Consider the following 15,901-nt stretch of genomic DNA (forward strand, 5'->3'; position numbering starts at 1 on the left):
GTGCACCACAAGCTGCGCCACGCGCTGACCGTCGCCTCCTTCATGGCGCCGGCGACGGTCGGCATCGTGGTCTTCTTCCTGTACCCGCTGGTGTCCGCGGTCTACTTCTCGTTCACGAAGTTCGACCTGCTGAGCACGCCGGAGTGGGTGGGCCTGCGCAACTACCGGCACATGTTCGCCGACTCGTTCCTGGCCACCGCGGCGCGCAACACCCTGTGGTGCGTGATCGTCATGGTCCCGGCGCGGATGCTCACGGGCCTGGCCAGCGCGATGCTGCTCACGAAGCTGAAGCGGGGCAGCGGGTGGTACCGCACCATTTTCTACCTGCCCGCGCTCGCCCCGCCGGTCGCGGCGACGCTGGCGTTCGTGTACCTGCTCAAGCCCGGCGTCGGCCCGGTGAACACGGCGCTGGCGCACCTCGGGCTCGACCCGCCGCTGTGGTTCAACTCCCCCGACTGGTCCAAGCCGTCGCTGGTCCTGCTGTGCGTGTGGGGCCTCGGCGACGTCATGGTGCTCTACCTCGCCGCCCTGCTCGACGTGCCGGTCGCGCAGCACGAGGCGGCGGCGCTGGACGGCGCCAACGCGTGGCAGCGGTTCCGGCACGTGACGCTGCCACACATCCGGCCGGTCGTGATTTTCACCGCGGTCATCGGGGTGATCCAAACGCTGCAGTACTTCACGCAGGCCGCCGTCGCCGCGAGCGCGGCCAGCGGCCAGGCCACCACCGGCGCCGGGATCTCCTCCACGTTCGGCTACCCGGAGGGCTCCACGTTCACCTACCCGCTGTGGCTGTACGTGGTCGGGTTCCGCTACGGGGCGCTCGGCTACGCCAACGCCCTGGCCGTGGTGCTGTTCGTGGTCGCGCTCGGGGTGTCGTTGCTGCTGCTGCGCCGTACCGTCGACCCGGAGACCGCCTCGTGAACGGCAAGCTCGTCTGGATCGCCCGGCACAGCCTCGCGATAGCGCTGTGCGTCATGTTCGTCGCGCCGGTCGGTTTCCTGCTGCTGACCTCCTTCATGTCCGACGCGCAGGCGCTGACCTCGCAGTACTGGCCGACGTCCTGGCATCCGGAGAACTACGCGCACGTCTTCGCGCGCACGCCGATGCCCCGGTATCTGCTCAACACGGTCCTGTACGCCGTGCTCGCGACGGCGTTCATGCTGCTGTCCAGTGTGCCGGCCGCCTACGCCCTGGCGAAGCTGCGCTGGCGCGGCCGTGGCGCCGTCCTGGTGGTCATCGTGTGCATGATGATGATCCCGCCGCAGGTGACAACCGTTCCGCTGTACCTCCTGTGGGCCGGCTACGGCCTCACCGGCACCCTGTGGCCGCTGGTGCTGCCGATGCTGTTCGGCGACGCGTTCTCCATCTTCCTGCTGCGCCAGTTCCTGGTCACCATCCCCGGCGAATACCTGGACGCGGCCCGCGTCGACGGCTGCGGCGAGTGGCGCACGCTGCTGCGGGTCGTCCTGCCGATGGCCCGGCCGGGCATTGCGGCCGCGGCGTTGTTCCAGTTCTTCTACGCTTGGAACGACTACTACGGTCCGCTGCTGTACACCAGCGAGAACGAGAACAACTGGACGCTCTCGCTGGGCCTGGCCTCCTTCCGCACCCTGCACCACGTGCAGTGGAACCTGGTGAGCGCGGCGACCATCCTGACGATGGTGCCGGTCGTGGCGCTGTTCTTCTTCGCGCAACGCGCCTTCGTGCAGGGCGTGACACTGACAGGAGTCAAGGGTTGAAGATCGCCGTCGTCGGTGGCGGGTCCACCTACACCCCGGAGCTCGTCGACGGGTTCGCCCGGCTGGCGCCGTTCGTTTCGGAGATCGTACTGCTGGACCCCCACCAGCAGCGCCTGTCCGTCGTGGGCCCGTTCGCCCAGCGCCTCCTGCGCCACCACGGCAGCGACACGCGGCTGCGCTGGACGTCCGATGTGGACGACGCCCTGGCCGGTGCGTCCACTGTGGTCATCCAGCTGCGCGTCGGCGGCCAGCAGGCCCGCATCAGCGACGAGACGTTCCCCCTGGCCTGCGACTGCGTGGGCCAGGAGACCACGGGTGCCGGCGGCTTCGCGAAGGCCCTGCGCACTGTGCCGGTCGTGCTGGACATCGCCCGCCGCGCCGATCCGGGCGCATGGATCGTCAACTTCACCAACCCGGTCGGCATCGTCACCCGCGCCCTGCTCGACGACGGTCACCGCGCCGCCGGCCTGTGCAACGTCGCCATCGGCTTTCAGCGCCGCTGGGCCGCCGCCCTGGGCGTCGACCCGGCGGCGGTGACCCTGGACCACGTGGGCCTCAACCACCTGACCTGGGAGCGCGCCGCCTACGTCGACGGCGTCGACCGTCTGCCCGAGCTGCTGGACAAGGGCCTCGACGAGATCGCCGGGGGCCTGCAGCTGCCGGCCGAGGTGCTCGCGTCGCTGCGCTGCGTCCCGTCGTACTACCTGCGCTACTTCTACTGCCACGACGAGGTGGTGGCCGAGGAGCGCGGCCGGCCCACCCGCGGCCAGCGCGTGGCCGAGATCGAGGAACAGCTGCTGCAGTTGTACGCCGATGCATCCCTGACCACCAAACCCGACCTGCTGGGCCAGCGCGGCGGCGCCTTCTACTCCGAGGCCGCGGTGGGCCTGATCGCGTCCCTGCACGGCGACGACGGCGCCCGGCACGCGGTCAACGTCCGCAACCGGGGCTTCCTGCCGTTCCTGCCCGACGAGGCCGTCATCGAGGCCACCTGCCGCGTCGGCTCCGGCGGCGCGACCCCGCTGCCCGCCCCGCCGCTGATCCCCGAGCTGGCCGGCCTGGTCGCGGCGGTCTCCGCCTACGAGGAACTGGCCGTCGACGCGGCCCTGCGGGGCGGCCGCGACCGCGTGTATCGGGCGCTGCTGGCCCACCCGCTGGTCGCTCAGCATGCCAAGGCCTCCCGCCTGACCGACGAGCTGCTGTCCGCCAACCGCGCCCACCTGGCCTGGCTGTCGTGACCGCACGGCTCTACGCCGCGGCGGACGGCGGCAACTCCAAGACCGACGTGGTCCTGGGCGACTCCGACGGCCGCATCCTGTCCCGCGTGACCGGCCCGACCACCTCCCCGCACGTCCTGGGCCTGGAAGGGGCCCTTTCCCAGCTCGCGGCCCTGGTCGCCGAGGCCCGCGCGAAGGCGTCCCTGCCCGCGTCGATCGAGCTCGACCAGCTCTGCGTCTACGTCGCCGGCGCCGACCTCCCCGTCGAGGTGGAACGCCTCAACACCGCAGTGGCCGCCCTGGCGCTGGCCACCGCCTCGACGGTCGACAACGACCTGTTCGCTCTGCTGCGCGCCGGGACCGCCGACCCCGACGCGGTGGGCGTGGTCTGCGGCGCCGGCATCAACGCGGCCGGCCGGAGATCCGACGGCGCCACGTCTCGCTTCCCAGCCCTGGGCCAGCTCTCCGGCGACTGGGGCGGCGGCCACCACCTGGCGGCCCTGGCCCTGTATCACGCCAACCGCTCCGAGGACGGCCGCGGCCGGGCGTCGGCCCTGCAAGCCGCGGTCAGCACCCACTTCGGGCGGCCGACGGTGGAGGCGGTGACGATCGCCTTCCACCTGGGCGACCTGCCCATGTCCCGCCTGGACGAACTGTGCGAGGTGCTGTTCGAGGTGGCCGCCGAGGGCGACGAGATCGCCACCGGCGTGGTGACCCGCCTGGCCGACGAGATCGAGTCCCTGATCCGGGTCTCGGCCGCCCGCCTCGACCTGCTCACCGCGCCGTACACCATCGTCCTGGGCGGTGGCGTTCTCACAGCCCGCCACGCTCAGCTCCACGACGACCTCCTGGCCCGCGTGTCGGCCCTGTCCCCGAACGCCGAGGTCACGGTCCTGACCCAACCTCCGGTGGTGGGCGCCGCCCTGCTGGCCCTGGACGCCCTCCACGGCGGCACCTGTCCTCCCCCACTGGAAACCGCGGTCCGCGCAACGCTCTGACCCGCCCCCGTGCATCGCAGGACGTCACCGCGGCTCGATGCGATGCTCGGCGACGGTCACACGTATGCCAAGCGGGCCCGCAGGAGGCTCAGCACCAGCTTCGCGTCGTCGTCGAGTTGTCCCTCACGCCGGGCGAGTGGCTCGAGGTCCGCCGGCCCCAGCCCCGCCATGGGTCGGGTGACGAGGTTCGCCAGCCGCAGGTCGGCCAGTTCCAGAACGCCGTCGTGGTCCTCGAGGAGCGCGTACTCACCGCCGGGTGAGATCCACAGCGGGAACCCCTGCTTGCCGAACGGATCCGGCGCCTCGACCCGGTCGAGGCGGGCCGGGTCGTACCAGCGCGGCGGCGCGGCCGGGAACTCCAGTGCGACCAGGTCGTGGCCGGGCACGTAGGTGAGCCCGAGCGGGAACTGATGCGTGGGGAACTGCAACTCGTACTTCGGCAGGTACTCGCCGCCCTGTTGCACCAGCTCCCCACCGACGGCCTCCCAAGCGCGCAGGTATTTCCACATCCCGCAGGTCAGCACGCGATCAGGCCCGCAGAACCAGGCGATCGCGACCTCGTCGGTCTCCGACCGGGCCGTGTGGCGGGCCACAACCCGCAGATCGGGGTCGAGGACGGCGAACGACGGCGGCTCGGGAAACGTGGGGCGGATGGTGACCGCCACCCGGCCGCTGATCGGGTCGCCGGCCAACACCGTGACGTCGCCATCGGCCGGCGCCTGCCGGATCGGGCCGTCCCCGCTGCCGATCAGAAACTCGCCGGCCCCGCCCACGATGAAGCCGCCCGGGACGGCGGCCATGCCCGGATAGAACCACGAGGTCGGCTCGGCAATGACCTCCCGGACCCAACCGGGACGACGATACCGGACGATCGAAAGGTGGTTCCGCGGCCCGTTGTACGACTCGGTCACGACGATGGCGTCGCCTAGATGCACCACATCGCGGTAGAGCGGATCCCCCTCTCGATCCGGGCGCAGGAGGAAACTGTCCCGCGGCTCGCCGGTGGGCAGGTCGAACATCTCCACACGATTGCGTTGGCCCAACCGTCCGAGCACTGCGAACTCGCAGAGATCCGGGGCGAACGCCAGGCTGTCGGGGTGACGCACCGGAAGGGGCCTGGTGATGAGGCTTCCCGCCCGCCGGACTGCGCGGGGATCGGCCGCCGCGAACTGGTCGAACAGGGCTTGGGCCTTCGGGTTGCCGGGCCGCGAGTCGGCGAGCTCGGCCATGGCCGACACCGCGTGGTCGAGGCGGCCGTCCAGCACCGACCGCCAGGTCTGTCGGGTCACCGGCGCTCCTTTGCGCGTACCGTCACCGTGGGCAGCCATCGTAGCGATCCGGCGCTCGGCGTACGGTCCGTGCCTGCGGCCAGGCACGCGTTCGACCCACCGTCCCGGTGGCCCCGGGTGAGGAACCAGCGACCGGCCCGGCCCGACACCGGCTGAGATCCTTGCCCGATATTGATCGACCGGCGCCTCTGCCCCACGGCCATGCCGACCAGATCACCGAATCGCCTACAGGGTCCCCAAAAAAGGCGGAGGGCTGTGAGGTGGCTCTCAAAACTGTCCGATCGGTCAGAGTCTGACCGATCGGCCAGGCATGCTGGCGGGCGAGGGAACTGACCGATCGGACAGGTCGTCGGGCGGCGCGGTGGAGGTGAGTCGTGGTTCGTAGCAACACGCGTGATGAGATTCTGGCCGCGGCGGCGCGCCAGTTCGCGGCGGCCGGGTACAAGGGGACCTCGCTGCATGACATCGCGGTCGATGTCGGGTGCTCCAAGGCGGCGCTGCTGTACCACTTCGACAGCAAGGAAGCGATTTTCACCGAGCTGTGCGCGCCGGCGATCGCGGAGCTCGAGCAGCTCTGCGAACGGCTCGAGCGGCTTGAGGGCGCTGCGGCGCGGGCGGCGGCGATCGAGGGGTTCGTGGATCTGTCGATGCGATTCCGCAAGGAGATCCAGATCATCTACGGGGACCTGCCGAGTCTGCTGCGGCAGCCGGGCCTGCGCAACGTCCACGGGATGACCAGGCGGATCTGGGAGGTCCTCGCGGGGCCGTGCGACTCGCCCGGGACCGTCATCGCCGCGAAGCTGGTGCTCGCCGGGATTCCGGCGATCGCGTTCGGCATCGAGTACGAAGACCAGCGGTACTCCGACGAAGACCTGCGCGCCGCGCTGATCGAGGCCGCGACGCGCGCTCTCGCACCGCTCACCTGAAACCGTTAGGACGCCAACGTCATGGCTACTCTGCTCTACCGGCTCGGCCGGGCCTCGTTCCGGCATCGCTGGCTGGTGCTCATCCTGTGGGTCGTGGTGCTCGGCGCGCTCGGCGGCGCGGCCCTCGCGTTCAAGGGGCCGACCTCCAGCGACTTCACCATGCCCGGCACGGAGTCGCAGCGCGCGATCGACGCGCTCACGACGCAGTTCCCGGAGGCCAGCGGGGCCACCGGCACGATCGTCATCGCCGCGCCCGAGGGCGCGAAGCTCGTCACGGACCAGAACAAGGCCGCGGTGATGGGGCTCGTCGGGGAGGCGAACAAGCTGCCCGGCGTGGTCGGGGCGCTGGACCCGTACACCACCAAGGCCCTGTCCCCCGACGAGCGTTACGCGCTGATCACCGTGCAGTTCGCCGACCGGGCGGACAAGGTCACCAAGGACCAGCGGGCCGAGTACGAGCAGACGGGCAAGGCGGCCGAGCAGGCCGGGCTGCGCGTCGAGCACGGCGGCGAGGTCATGAACCAGGAGCCGGAGGTCGGCGGCAAGGAGGGCATCGGCGTCGTCATCGCGCTCGTGGTGCTGCTGGTGACGTTCGGGTCGCTGGTCGCGGCCGGGATGACGATGCTCAACGCGCTGCTCGGCGTCGGCGCGGGCATGGCCGCGCTCTTCGCACTGTCGGGCGTGGTGCACCTGACGAGCACGGCGCCGGTGCTGGCGCTGATGCTCGGGCTCGCGGTCGGCATCGACTACTCGCTGTTCATCTCCTCGCGGCACCGGCAGAACCTCAGCGACGGCCTGGCACCGCAGGAGGCGGCCGGGCGGGCGGTCGGCACGGCCGGGTCGGCGGTCGTGTTCGCGGGTGCGACCGTCGTCATCGCGCTGGCCGGCCTGGCGGTGGTGAACGTCCCGTTCCTGACGGTGATGGGCCTGGCGGCGGCCGGCACCGTGGCCGTCGCGGTGCTCGTGGCGATCACGCTGCAGCCGGCGCTGCTGGCCTTCGCCGGGACGAGGATCCTGGCCCGCAAGCAGCGCAAGACCCTGGCCGAGGGCGCGGCGGCACACCACCCGGAGAGCTTCGGGTTCCGCTGGGCGCGGTGGATGATCCGGCTGCGGGTGCCGGTGATCCTCGTCGGCGTGCTGGGGCTCGCGGCGCTGGCCATCCCCGCCTCGCACATGCGCATCGCGCTACCGGGGGCGAGCGAAGGGCCGCAGGACACGCCGGCGCGCAAGGCCGCGGACCTCATCGACCAGGGCTTCGGGCCGGGCTTCAACGGGCGCCTGGCGCTGGTGGTGGCCAGCGACTCGCCGGACACGACAAAGGCCAAGGTCGGGGAGGCGATACAGAGCCTCACCGGCACCCCCGACCTGCTGGCCGCCACCGCGCCGAACTTCAGCCGCGACGGCAAGACCGCCCTGGTGGCGCTGATCCCGAAGACCGGGCCGACGGACACGGCAACCGAGGACCTCGTCCACGCCGTACGCGACAAGCTCAAGACGATCGGCGGGGCCGACTTCGCGGTCACCGGCCAGACGGCCCTCGGCATCGACGTGTCGGAGAAGCTGTCCGCCGCCATGCCGGAGTATCTGCTGCTCGTGGTGGGTCTGTCGGTACTGCTGCTGATGCTCGTCTTCCGCTCGCTGCTGGTGCCACTCAAGGCGGCGGCCGGGTTCCTGCTCACCGTCGGGGCGACCTTCGGCATCACGGTGCTGGTGTTCCAGGACGGCCACCTCGGCGACCTGATCGGGCTGGACCATCCCGGGCCGCTGGTGAGCTTCCTGCCGATCCTGCTCATCGGCATCCTGTTCGGCCTGGCGATGGACTACGAGGTATTCCTGGTGTCACGGATGCGCGAGGACTTCGTGCACGGCGACACGCCGCAGCAGGCGACGATCAACGGCATGGGGCACGGCGCCCGGGTGGTGACCGCGGCGGCGTTCATCATGGCGGCGGTGTTCGCGGGCTTCATCCTGGTCGAGGACCCGATCATCAAGTCGATGGGCTTCGCGCTGGCGATCGGCGTGGCGATCGACGCGTTCATCGTGCGGATGACGATCGTGCCGGCGGTGGTGTCGCTGCTCGGCCGGGCCGCGTGGTGGCTGCCGCGCTGGCTGAACCGGATCCTGCCGAACGTGGACATCGAGGGCGAGAAGCTGCGCCACCACCTGTCCCAGGAGCCGGCCACCGAAACACCCGTACGCGTATAAATCGTGAAATGTCCGGGAAGTCCGGTGCCCTGGCGCCGGACTTCCCGGCCGAGCGCGAAGCAGGGTCGCCGGCCGACGTCAAGCGCAGCCCGCGGCCCGGTGCCGGATCGCCGCCATCATGAAGGGCGGGTTAAGACCTCTGGACATGAACAGTTAACAAACCTAATAATGGCGACCACCGTCGATGGAGGTCGCCCATGAAGCGCATCGCGCTCATACTCGGCGCCGCATGCCTGCTGGTCACCGGCCTGTTCGTGGCCACCAACGCGTATGCGGCCAACCTGTTGTCCAACCCCGGCTTCGAAAGCGGCAACCTGTCGGGCTGGTCGTGCACCGGCTCCGGGTCCGCCGCCGTCACCACACCCGTGCACTCCGGCTCCTACGCGCTCAACGGCAACGCCACCGCCTCCGACAACGCCCAGTGCACCCAGACCGTCACCGTCCAGCCGAGCACCGCCTACACCCTCTCCGCGTGGGTCCGCGGCAGCTACGTCTACCTCGGCGTGACCGGCGGCGCGTCGACCTGGACCTCGGCCACCGCCTACACCAAGCTCACGCTCCCGTTCACCACCGCCGCCGGGCAGACCTCCGTCCAGGTGTACCTGCACGGCTGGTACGGCACCGGCGCGTACAACGCCGACGACATCGCCCTCGACGGCCCGGGCACGCCGCCCACCACCACGCCACCCACCTCCTCCTCCCCCTCCAAGAGCCCGTCGGCGAGCCCGAGCCCGTCCAAGAGCCCCAGCACCAGCCCGACCACCCCGGTGACCGGCATCCCCAAGCACGCGCTCATCGGCTACCTGCACGCCAGCTTCGCCAACGGCTCCGGATACGTCCGGATGGCCGACATCCCGGCCGCCTGGGACGTCATCGACCTCGCCTTCGGCGAGCCGACCAGCGTCACCTCCGGCGACATCCGCTTCAACCGCTGCCCGGCCGCGGAGTGCCCGAACGTCGAGTCCGACGCCGAGTTCCTCGCCGCGATCAAGGCCAAGCAGGCCCAGGGCAAGAAGGTGCTCATCTCCATCGGCGGCCAGAACGGCCAGGTCCAGCTGACCACGACCGCGGCGCGCGACGCCTTCGTCAGCTCGGTCAGCGCGATCATCGACCGCTGGGGCCTCGACGGGCTCGACATCGACTTCGAGGGCCACTCGCTGTACCTCAACGCCGGCGACAGCGACTTCCGCAACCCGACCACCCCGGTCGTGGTCAACCTGATCAGCGCCCTGAAGTCGCTCAAGGCCAAGTACGGCACCAAGTTCGTGCTCACCATGGCGCCCGAGACGTTCTTCGTCCAGCTGGGCTACCAGTTCTACGGCGGCACCAGCGCCGGCGACAACCGGGCCGGCTCCTACCTGCCCGTCATCCACGCGCTGCGCGACTCGCTGACGATCCTGCACGTCCAGGACTACAACTCCGGCCCGATCTGGGGCCTGGACAACCAGTACCACACCATGGGCGGCGCCGACTTCCACATCGCCATGACCGACATGCTCAAGGCCGGCTTCCCGGTCGCCAACACCGGCCAGACCTTCCCCGGCCTGCGCCCCGACCAGATCGCGATCGGCGTGCCGGCCGCGGTGAGCGCCGGCAACGGCTACGTCGCCCCGGCCGTGGTCCAGACCGCGGTCAACTGCCTCGTGAGCGGCTCCGGCTGCGGCGGGTACACCCTGCGCGGCGGCACCTCGCCCGCCTTCCGCGGCCTCATGACCTGGTCGATCAACTGGGACCGGTACTACAACTGGGAGTTCCAGAACGCCCAGCGCCCGTTCCTCAACGGCTTGCCGTAGGTTCAACCGGGTGAGCGCACTGAACCTGGTGAACAGCTGGCCCGTACAGACCGCGGCGGTGGCGGTCGTGGACGCCAAGGGTGTCCGCGACCGCCACGGCCCCGACGACGCCCTGCCGTGGGCGTCGGTGACGAAGCTGCTCACCGCCCTGACGGTCCTCGTGGCGGTGGACAAGGGTGACCTACTGCTGGACGAGCCCGCCGGGCCCGACGGCGCCACCGTCCGCCACCTGCTCGCCCACACCTCCGGCGTCGCCTTCGACGAGGGGTCGATCCTGGCCGCCCCCGGCCGCAAGCGCATCTACTCCAACCGCGGCTTCGAACTGCTCGCCGAGTTCGTGCTGACCCGCACCGGCGGCACGTTCGCCGAGCTGATGACCGAGTCGGTACTGCGCCCGCTCGGCATGGGCGGCACCCGCCTGGACGGCTCCCCCGCCGCCGGCGCCGTCGGACCGGTCTGCGACCTCGCCCTGCTGGGCCAGGAACTGCTCGACCCGTCACTGGTGCCCGACCTCATGCCGGAGGCGGTCACGGTGCAATACCCGGGCGTCACCGGCGTGCTGCCCGGCTTCGGCCGCCAGGACCCCAACGACTGGGGGCTGGGCTTCGAGCTGCGCGACCACAAGTCCCCGCACTGGACCGGCGCGAACAACTCGCCGCGCACGTTCGGCCACTTCGGCAAGACCGGCACGTTCCTGTGGGTCGACCCGGCCGCCGGTCTCGCCCTGGCCTGCCTCACCGACCGCGACTTCGGCGAGTGGGCAGCCGAGGCGTGGCCGGCGCTGTCGGACGCGGTCCTGGCCGAGCACGCCGGATAGCCGAATGTCGGAGATGCCGGGCGCACCCGGCATCTCCGACAATTGCGACAATCAGTACCAGCCCGCCGTCGACCAGTCGTCGGCCGACCAGTAGTGCCCGGACCAGTAGTGACCCGACCAGTAGTGGCCGGTCCAGTACTGCCCGGACCACTCCGGATCACTCCAGGTGCCCACACCTGTCCACGGCGTGCCGCCCCAGGTCGCCGCCGACCAGGTCCGCGACGTGTACGGCGGCACCCAGCGCTGGTTGTCCTGGTCCAGGCAGTCCCAGAGCTGCAGCTGGTTGCCGTTGGCCGAACTCCAGCCGGCGACGTCCAGGCACCGGCCCGAGCCCACGTTGACCAGCTGCCGGGCCGCGGTGACCCGCCACTGCTGCGCCGCAGTGCCGTTGCAGTCGTACAGCTGGATCTTCGTCCCGTTCTGGTTCGCCGCCGCCGTCACGTCCATGCACTTGCCCAGCGCCCGCACCGAGCCGTCGGACCGCAGCTGCCAGTACTGCGCCGGCGTGTTGTTGCAGTCGTACAGCTGGATCGGCGTGCCGTTGTTGCTGAGCCGGTTCATGACGTCGACACACTTGCCGGCGAACCCCGCGATCTGCCCGGTACCGCCGTCGCCGCCGACCCCCGTCCAGGTGTCGCCGGCCATCCGGTAGCCCATCCACACGCCGCCGTTCCACGACGTCTTCTGCGCCGAAAGCGACGCCCACGCCGCGTTGTTGAACGGGCCGAAGAGCGTCATCTCGCCGGTCAGCGCGACACCGTCCGCGGTCAGGTGATTGCCGCCGCGGGCCGTCTCCACCGAACCGGTCCCGGTGCCCCGCGCGAAGCTCTGCGTCGCCGCCGGCGTCGAAAGCGCCGCCGACCGGGCCACGTTGAGCTCCTTGAGCCCCTTGCCCGCCGTGTTCCCCGCGGTCAGGGTCGTCGCGCCGCCCACCAGCAGCGCCTTGACCTGATCCGGGGCCAGACCCGGCCGCTGCTGCAGCAGCAGCGCCGCCGCCGAGGACACCACCGCGGCCGCCTGCGAGGTGCCCGAACCCTTGAAGCCGGTGTCGCCGACCCGGGCGTTCGGGTACGTCGCGTCGACGTAGGAGTTGACGTCCCGCAGCGACACGATCGACATGCCCGGCGCCAGCAGATCCACCTTGCGCGCCGCGGTCGAGCCGTTGGTGAACGTCGCCAGCTCGTCGTCGCCGGTCGTGGTCGTCTGCTTCGTCGTCGACGCGCCGACCGCGACCACGAACGGGTCCATCGCCGGGTTCGTCAGCGCCGTCGTGGCATTACCGTCGTTGCCGGCCGCGATGACGACCGTGATCCCGGCCTGCCAGGCCTGCTCGACCGCGTACATCAGCGGGTCGACGCTCTGCGCCGACATGCCCGCCGTGCCGTACGACAGGTTGATCACCCGGATCGGGTTCGCCGGGTCGTAGTTGCGGTTCTGCACCACCCAGTCGATCGCCGCGATGATCTGCGTGACGTCGGCCGCCCCCGTCGCCGTGCCGACCTTCACCGAGGTGACCTTGGCCTTCGGCGCGAGGCCCACGGTGCCGCCCGCGGTGTCGTTACCGACCATGATGCCGGCCATGTGCGTGCCGTGGCCGAACGTGTCCAGGTAACGCAGCTGGGCCGACTGCGACTCGAACGACAGGTCCGGCCCGTTGACGACCTGCCCGGCCGGCAGCCCGGTGACCGGTGCGATGCCGGTGTCGATCAGCGCGATGCCCACCCCCTGCCCGGTCAGCGACGCCGCCGAGCCGGTGTCGGCCCGCACGATCGACCGGACGCTCTTCAGCGTCGTACCCGCCCCGGCCGGCCACTCTCCGGCCAGGAAGCCGCCGCCCGCCTTCGCCCCGGTGACCGGGTCCGCCGCGCGGGCCGCCGCGGCCGGAACACCCGCGCCGAGCACCCCCAGCGCCACCGCGGCGGCCACCACGCCCCGGCCCCATCGCCGGCCCGCTCTCGGTTTCCTCATCGACCATCTCCCCATCCATGGAGCACGGAACGCACTCACTGCATGCATCCGAAAGACCACGATGAGCTGCCACTAACCGAAAGTCACTGCCCCGTGACGACTTCGCACCGATCACCCGACAGGATCTCCGCGGCGCTGTCGTCCACCCCGGCGACCCCGCCCCCGAACCGCCCGACACCTACCAGGCCCACGCCTCCGGCCCTGGCCCCCCGTTGCCGACCGGCGGGAAGATCTCGTTCAGCCGGGCCACAGCGTCATCGCCCAGCGACGACTCCAGCGCCACCAGCGCCAGGTCGAGCTGCCGCGGGGTGCGCGGCCCGACGATCGGCGCCGTCACACCCGGCCGCGACAGCACCCACGCCAGCGCCACCGCCGCCGGATCCAGCCCCAGCTCGGCACAGAACGCCTCGTACACCTCCAGCACCGCCCGGTGCTGCTCGACCCGCGCCGCCGCGTGCGACGTCGTCCGCCCGGCCACCCCGTCCCGGTGCTTGCGCAGCGCCCCCGACAACACCCCCTGCGCCAGCGGCGACCACGGCAGCAGCCCGATCCCCAGCGCCTGCGCGGCCGGCACCACCTCCAGCTCCACATGCCGGGTCAGCAGGCTGTACTTCAGCTGCTCCGACACCAGCCCGAGCGTGTGCCGCCGGATCGCCGCCGCCTGCGCCGCCGCCAGATGCCAGCCGGCGAAGTTGGAGCTGCCGACGTACAACACCTTGCCCTGCGCCACCAGAACGTCCATCGCCTGCCAGATCTCCTCCCACGGGGTCGAGCGGTCCACGTGGTGCATCTGATACAGATCGATGCGATCGGTCCCCAGCCGCCGCAGCGAAGCCTCGCACGCCGCGACGATGTGCCGCGCCGAGAGCCCCCGGTCGTTGGGCCCCTCCCCCATCGGCTGGTACACCTTCGTCGCCAGCACCACCTCGTCACGCCGGCCGGTCCGGGCGAACCACGACCCGATGTACGACTCGCTCGTGCCCTCGAAGTCCCGCGCCCCGTACATGTCCGCCGTGTCGACGAAGTTGATCCCGTCCGCCAGCGCCCGGTCCAGGATCGCGTGGCTGTCGGCCTCGCCGAGCTGCCACCCGAAGTTCATGGTCCCCAGGCACAGCCGGCTCACCTTCAGCCCCGAGCGCCCCAAGTTCGTGTACCGCATGCCGGCGAAGCTAGGCCGCCCGCCCGACTTCGCCGAAGCCGTTCGACCGTGCTCGAATGAAACCGTGAAACGCCTGGAGCTCACCCCCGACGACCTGCTCCGCCTGCGCTTCGCCCACTCCCCGATGACCGAGGTCGTCACCAGCACCATGGCCCTGCGCGGCACCTCGTGGCAGCACGCCCGCTGGCGCGCCCGCGTCGCCCCGGCCGTCGCCGGCCTCGACGACCTCTGGCGGGTCCTCGCCCCGCCGACCGGCGCGATCCCCGACTTCCTGACGCCGGTACCGCAGACCGCCCGCCCCACCCTCGAGGCCGAGCTCACCGCCGTCGCCGCGACCCCGCCCGACCGGATCGCCGCCGAGCTCGCCGCCGCCGGCCTGCCCGCCGAGGACCCCGCGGCCCTGCTGGCGCGGCTGATCCCGCAGATCCGGCAGTACTTCCGCGTCGCGCTGGCCGACCTGTGGCCCCGCCTGCGCGCCGCCGCGGACAACGACATCGCCCACCGCACGGCCACGGCCGCCTTCCCGGGCCCCGGCGCGCTGCTGGCCGACCTGCATCCGCGGCTGCGCTGGAACCCCGACGCGCTGCAGCTGGACTACCTCAAGGACACCGAACACCCGCCGTGGACGCTCGGAGGCAACCCGCTCCTGGTGCTGCCGACCGCGTTCACGGGCACCGCCGCATGGATTCTCGAATCGGGGCGGGGCCGCGCGGTGTGGTATCCGCCGCGCGCGGTCGGCGCCCTGTTCGCCGCGGCGACACCACCCCCGCCGCGGCCGCTGGCGGCGCTGCTGGGCGGCACCAGGGCGGCGGTCCTGACACTGCTGACGACCCCGTCGAGCACGGGAGACGTCGCCGAACGGCTGGGGCTGGCCCCGGCGACCGCTTCCCACCACCTGACGGCGCTGCGTGACGCGGGCCTGATCGTCGCCGCACGGGCGGGCCGGCGGGTGAACTACCGCCGCACCGATCTCGGCGACCGCCTGGTAACCCTGGGCTGACGCGTGCCCCGGCCCCCTAGCCACCGCGCGTAAGACGTCCTAGGAAACTAGGCCAGGACCTGCCGGAGGGCCGCAGCGAACCCGGCGGCCGGGTCAGTAGTCGGCCAGGTGGCGCAGGGCCGCCTGGAGCAGCCCGAGCAGCGGCACCGGCGGGTCGGCGCGCAGCCAGCGGCCGGTGGCCACATCGCACGCCGTGGCCACCGCCCCGCCGATCACGTCCGGCATCAGCGAGTCGGGCGGCGTGCCCAGGCGCTCGGCGATCGCGGACGACAGCGCCGTCGCCATCGCCAGGCGCACGCGCAGGTACTCGCCCTGGATCGCCGGCGTCGCCAGCACCGTGCGCAGGCCCGCGAACCAGACCCGGTCCGGCACGTACTCCGGCGCCTGGCCGCCCGCGAACTCCGCCAGGATCGCCGCCTCGATCGCCTCGCGCAGCGGCTCCTCCGGCGGCCGGGCCCGCAGCGCCGCCCCCGCCCGCTGGGCGCGGTCGACCGGCAGGGCGCAGATCGCCTCGGCCTTGCTGGAGAAGTAGTTGTTGAACGTCCGGGGCGACACGCCCACCTCGGCCGCGATGTCCTCGACGAGCACGCCGTCGAAGCCGCGCTCCACGGTCAGCCGCAGGGCGGCCAGCGCCAGCGCCCGCCGGGTCGCCTGTTTCTTGCGTTCACGCAGGCCCGGTTCCATGTCTCCCACGATAGCAAAAAGTGCGTGTTCAGCAAGCTTGCGCAACACGCAACAAACTTCCCCAAGGTGGATACCCGCTGCTGGACGTCGTCACCGTCCCGCTCGG

The 15,901-nt window shown here is 71.4% G+C and carries 13 protein-coding genes; 9 read left to right on the forward strand and 4 right to left on the reverse strand.

All coding sequences use genetic code 11. The features are described from left to right. The 4 genes from ACQPY0_RS39315 to ACQPY0_RS39330 are packed head-to-tail and all read left to right on the forward strand — an operon-like array spanning nucleotide 1 to nucleotide 3,954. Entirely contained in the window at nucleotides 1-921 is a 921-nt protein-coding gene (locus ACQPY0_RS39315; protein ID WP_432972853.1) for a carbohydrate ABC transporter permease, read from the forward strand. Next, a complete protein-coding gene (locus tag ACQPY0_RS39320; protein ID WP_432972856.1) occupies nucleotides 918-1,739 on the forward strand; it encodes a carbohydrate ABC transporter permease in 822 nt (273 codons plus the stop codon). Before ACQPY0_RS39315 ends, ACQPY0_RS39320 begins: the two co-directional genes overlap by 4 nt. Continuing rightward, a complete protein-coding gene (locus tag ACQPY0_RS39325) occupies nucleotides 1,736-2,977 on the forward strand; it encodes a 6-phospho-beta-glucosidase (RefSeq protein WP_432972859.1) in 1,242 nt (413 codons plus the stop codon). The genes ACQPY0_RS39320 and ACQPY0_RS39325 overlap by 4 nt, the downstream gene beginning before the upstream one ends. Beyond that, nucleotides 2,974-3,954, forward strand: coding sequence for an N-acetylglucosamine kinase (locus tag ACQPY0_RS39330; RefSeq protein WP_432972862.1), 981 nt, complete (start codon nucleotides 2,974-2,976; stop codon nucleotides 3,952-3,954). The genes ACQPY0_RS39325 and ACQPY0_RS39330 overlap by 4 nt, the downstream gene beginning before the upstream one ends. A gap of 56 nt (nucleotides 3,955-4,010) precedes the next feature. Here ACQPY0_RS39330 and ACQPY0_RS39335 read toward each other — a convergent pair whose 3' ends face one another. After that, nucleotides 4,011-5,243: a hypothetical protein gene (locus tag ACQPY0_RS39335; protein WP_432972865.1), complete on the reverse strand. Its 1,233-nt coding sequence runs from the start codon at nucleotides 5,241-5,243 to the stop codon at nucleotides 4,011-4,013. 374 nt (nucleotides 5,244-5,617) lie between these two features. Between ACQPY0_RS39335 and ACQPY0_RS39340 the strand changes: the two genes are divergently transcribed. From ACQPY0_RS39340 to ACQPY0_RS39355, 4 genes are all read left to right on the forward strand, one after another. After that, complete coding sequence (locus ACQPY0_RS39340; RefSeq protein ID WP_432972868.1) at nucleotides 5,618-6,169, forward strand: TetR/AcrR family transcriptional regulator; 552 nt, start codon at nucleotides 5,618-5,620, stop codon at nucleotides 6,167-6,169. Between the two features lie 21 nt (nucleotides 6,170-6,190). Beyond that, nucleotides 6,191-8,374, forward strand: coding sequence for an MMPL family transporter (locus tag ACQPY0_RS39345; protein ID WP_432972871.1), 2,184 nt, complete (start codon nucleotides 6,191-6,193; stop codon nucleotides 8,372-8,374). Between the two features lie 197 nt (nucleotides 8,375-8,571). Beyond that, nucleotides 8,572-10,167 (forward strand): chitinase, encoded by a 1,596-nt coding sequence (locus ACQPY0_RS39350; protein WP_432972874.1) that lies wholly within the window; start codon nucleotides 8,572-8,574, stop codon nucleotides 10,165-10,167. A 10-nt stretch (nucleotides 10,168-10,177) separates the two neighbouring features. Further along, nucleotides 10,178-10,984, forward strand: a complete 807-nt coding sequence (locus ACQPY0_RS39355) for a serine hydrolase domain-containing protein (protein ID WP_432972877.1) — start codon at nucleotides 10,178-10,180, stop codon at nucleotides 10,982-10,984. 51 nt (nucleotides 10,985-11,035) lie between these two features. Here the strand turns inward: ACQPY0_RS39355 and ACQPY0_RS39360 are convergent, their stop codons facing one another. Both ACQPY0_RS39360 and ACQPY0_RS39365 read right to left on the reverse strand, forming a co-directional pair. Beyond that, nucleotides 11,036-12,952 carry a S8 family serine peptidase gene (locus ACQPY0_RS39360; protein WP_432972880.1) on the reverse strand — a complete coding sequence of 639 codons (1,917 nt, stop codon included), beginning with the start codon at nucleotides 12,950-12,952 and terminating at the stop codon, nucleotides 11,036-11,038. 178 nt (nucleotides 12,953-13,130) lie between these two features. Continuing rightward, nucleotides 13,131-14,111, reverse strand: coding sequence for an aldo/keto reductase (locus ACQPY0_RS39365; protein ID WP_432972883.1), 981 nt, complete (start codon nucleotides 14,109-14,111; stop codon nucleotides 13,131-13,133). A gap of 64 nt (nucleotides 14,112-14,175) precedes the next feature. Between ACQPY0_RS39365 and ACQPY0_RS39370 the strand changes: the two genes are divergently transcribed. Then, entirely contained in the window at nucleotides 14,176-15,111 is a 936-nt protein-coding gene (locus ACQPY0_RS39370; protein WP_432972886.1) for an ArsR/SmtB family transcription factor, read from the forward strand. A 93-nt stretch (nucleotides 15,112-15,204) separates the two neighbouring features. On the opposite strand, the gene ACQPY0_RS39375 is transcribed toward ACQPY0_RS39370, so the two are convergent. Continuing rightward, a complete protein-coding gene (locus ACQPY0_RS39375; protein ID WP_432972889.1) occupies nucleotides 15,205-15,795 on the reverse strand; it encodes a TetR family transcriptional regulator in 591 nt (196 codons plus the stop codon). Nucleotides 15,796-15,901 lie beyond the last annotated feature (106 nt).

The sequence above is a fragment of the Dactylosporangium sp. CA-233914 genome, assembly GCF_050942935.1.
In the GTDB taxonomy this organism is placed as follows: domain Bacteria; phylum Actinomycetota; class Actinomycetes; order Mycobacteriales; family Micromonosporaceae; genus Dactylosporangium.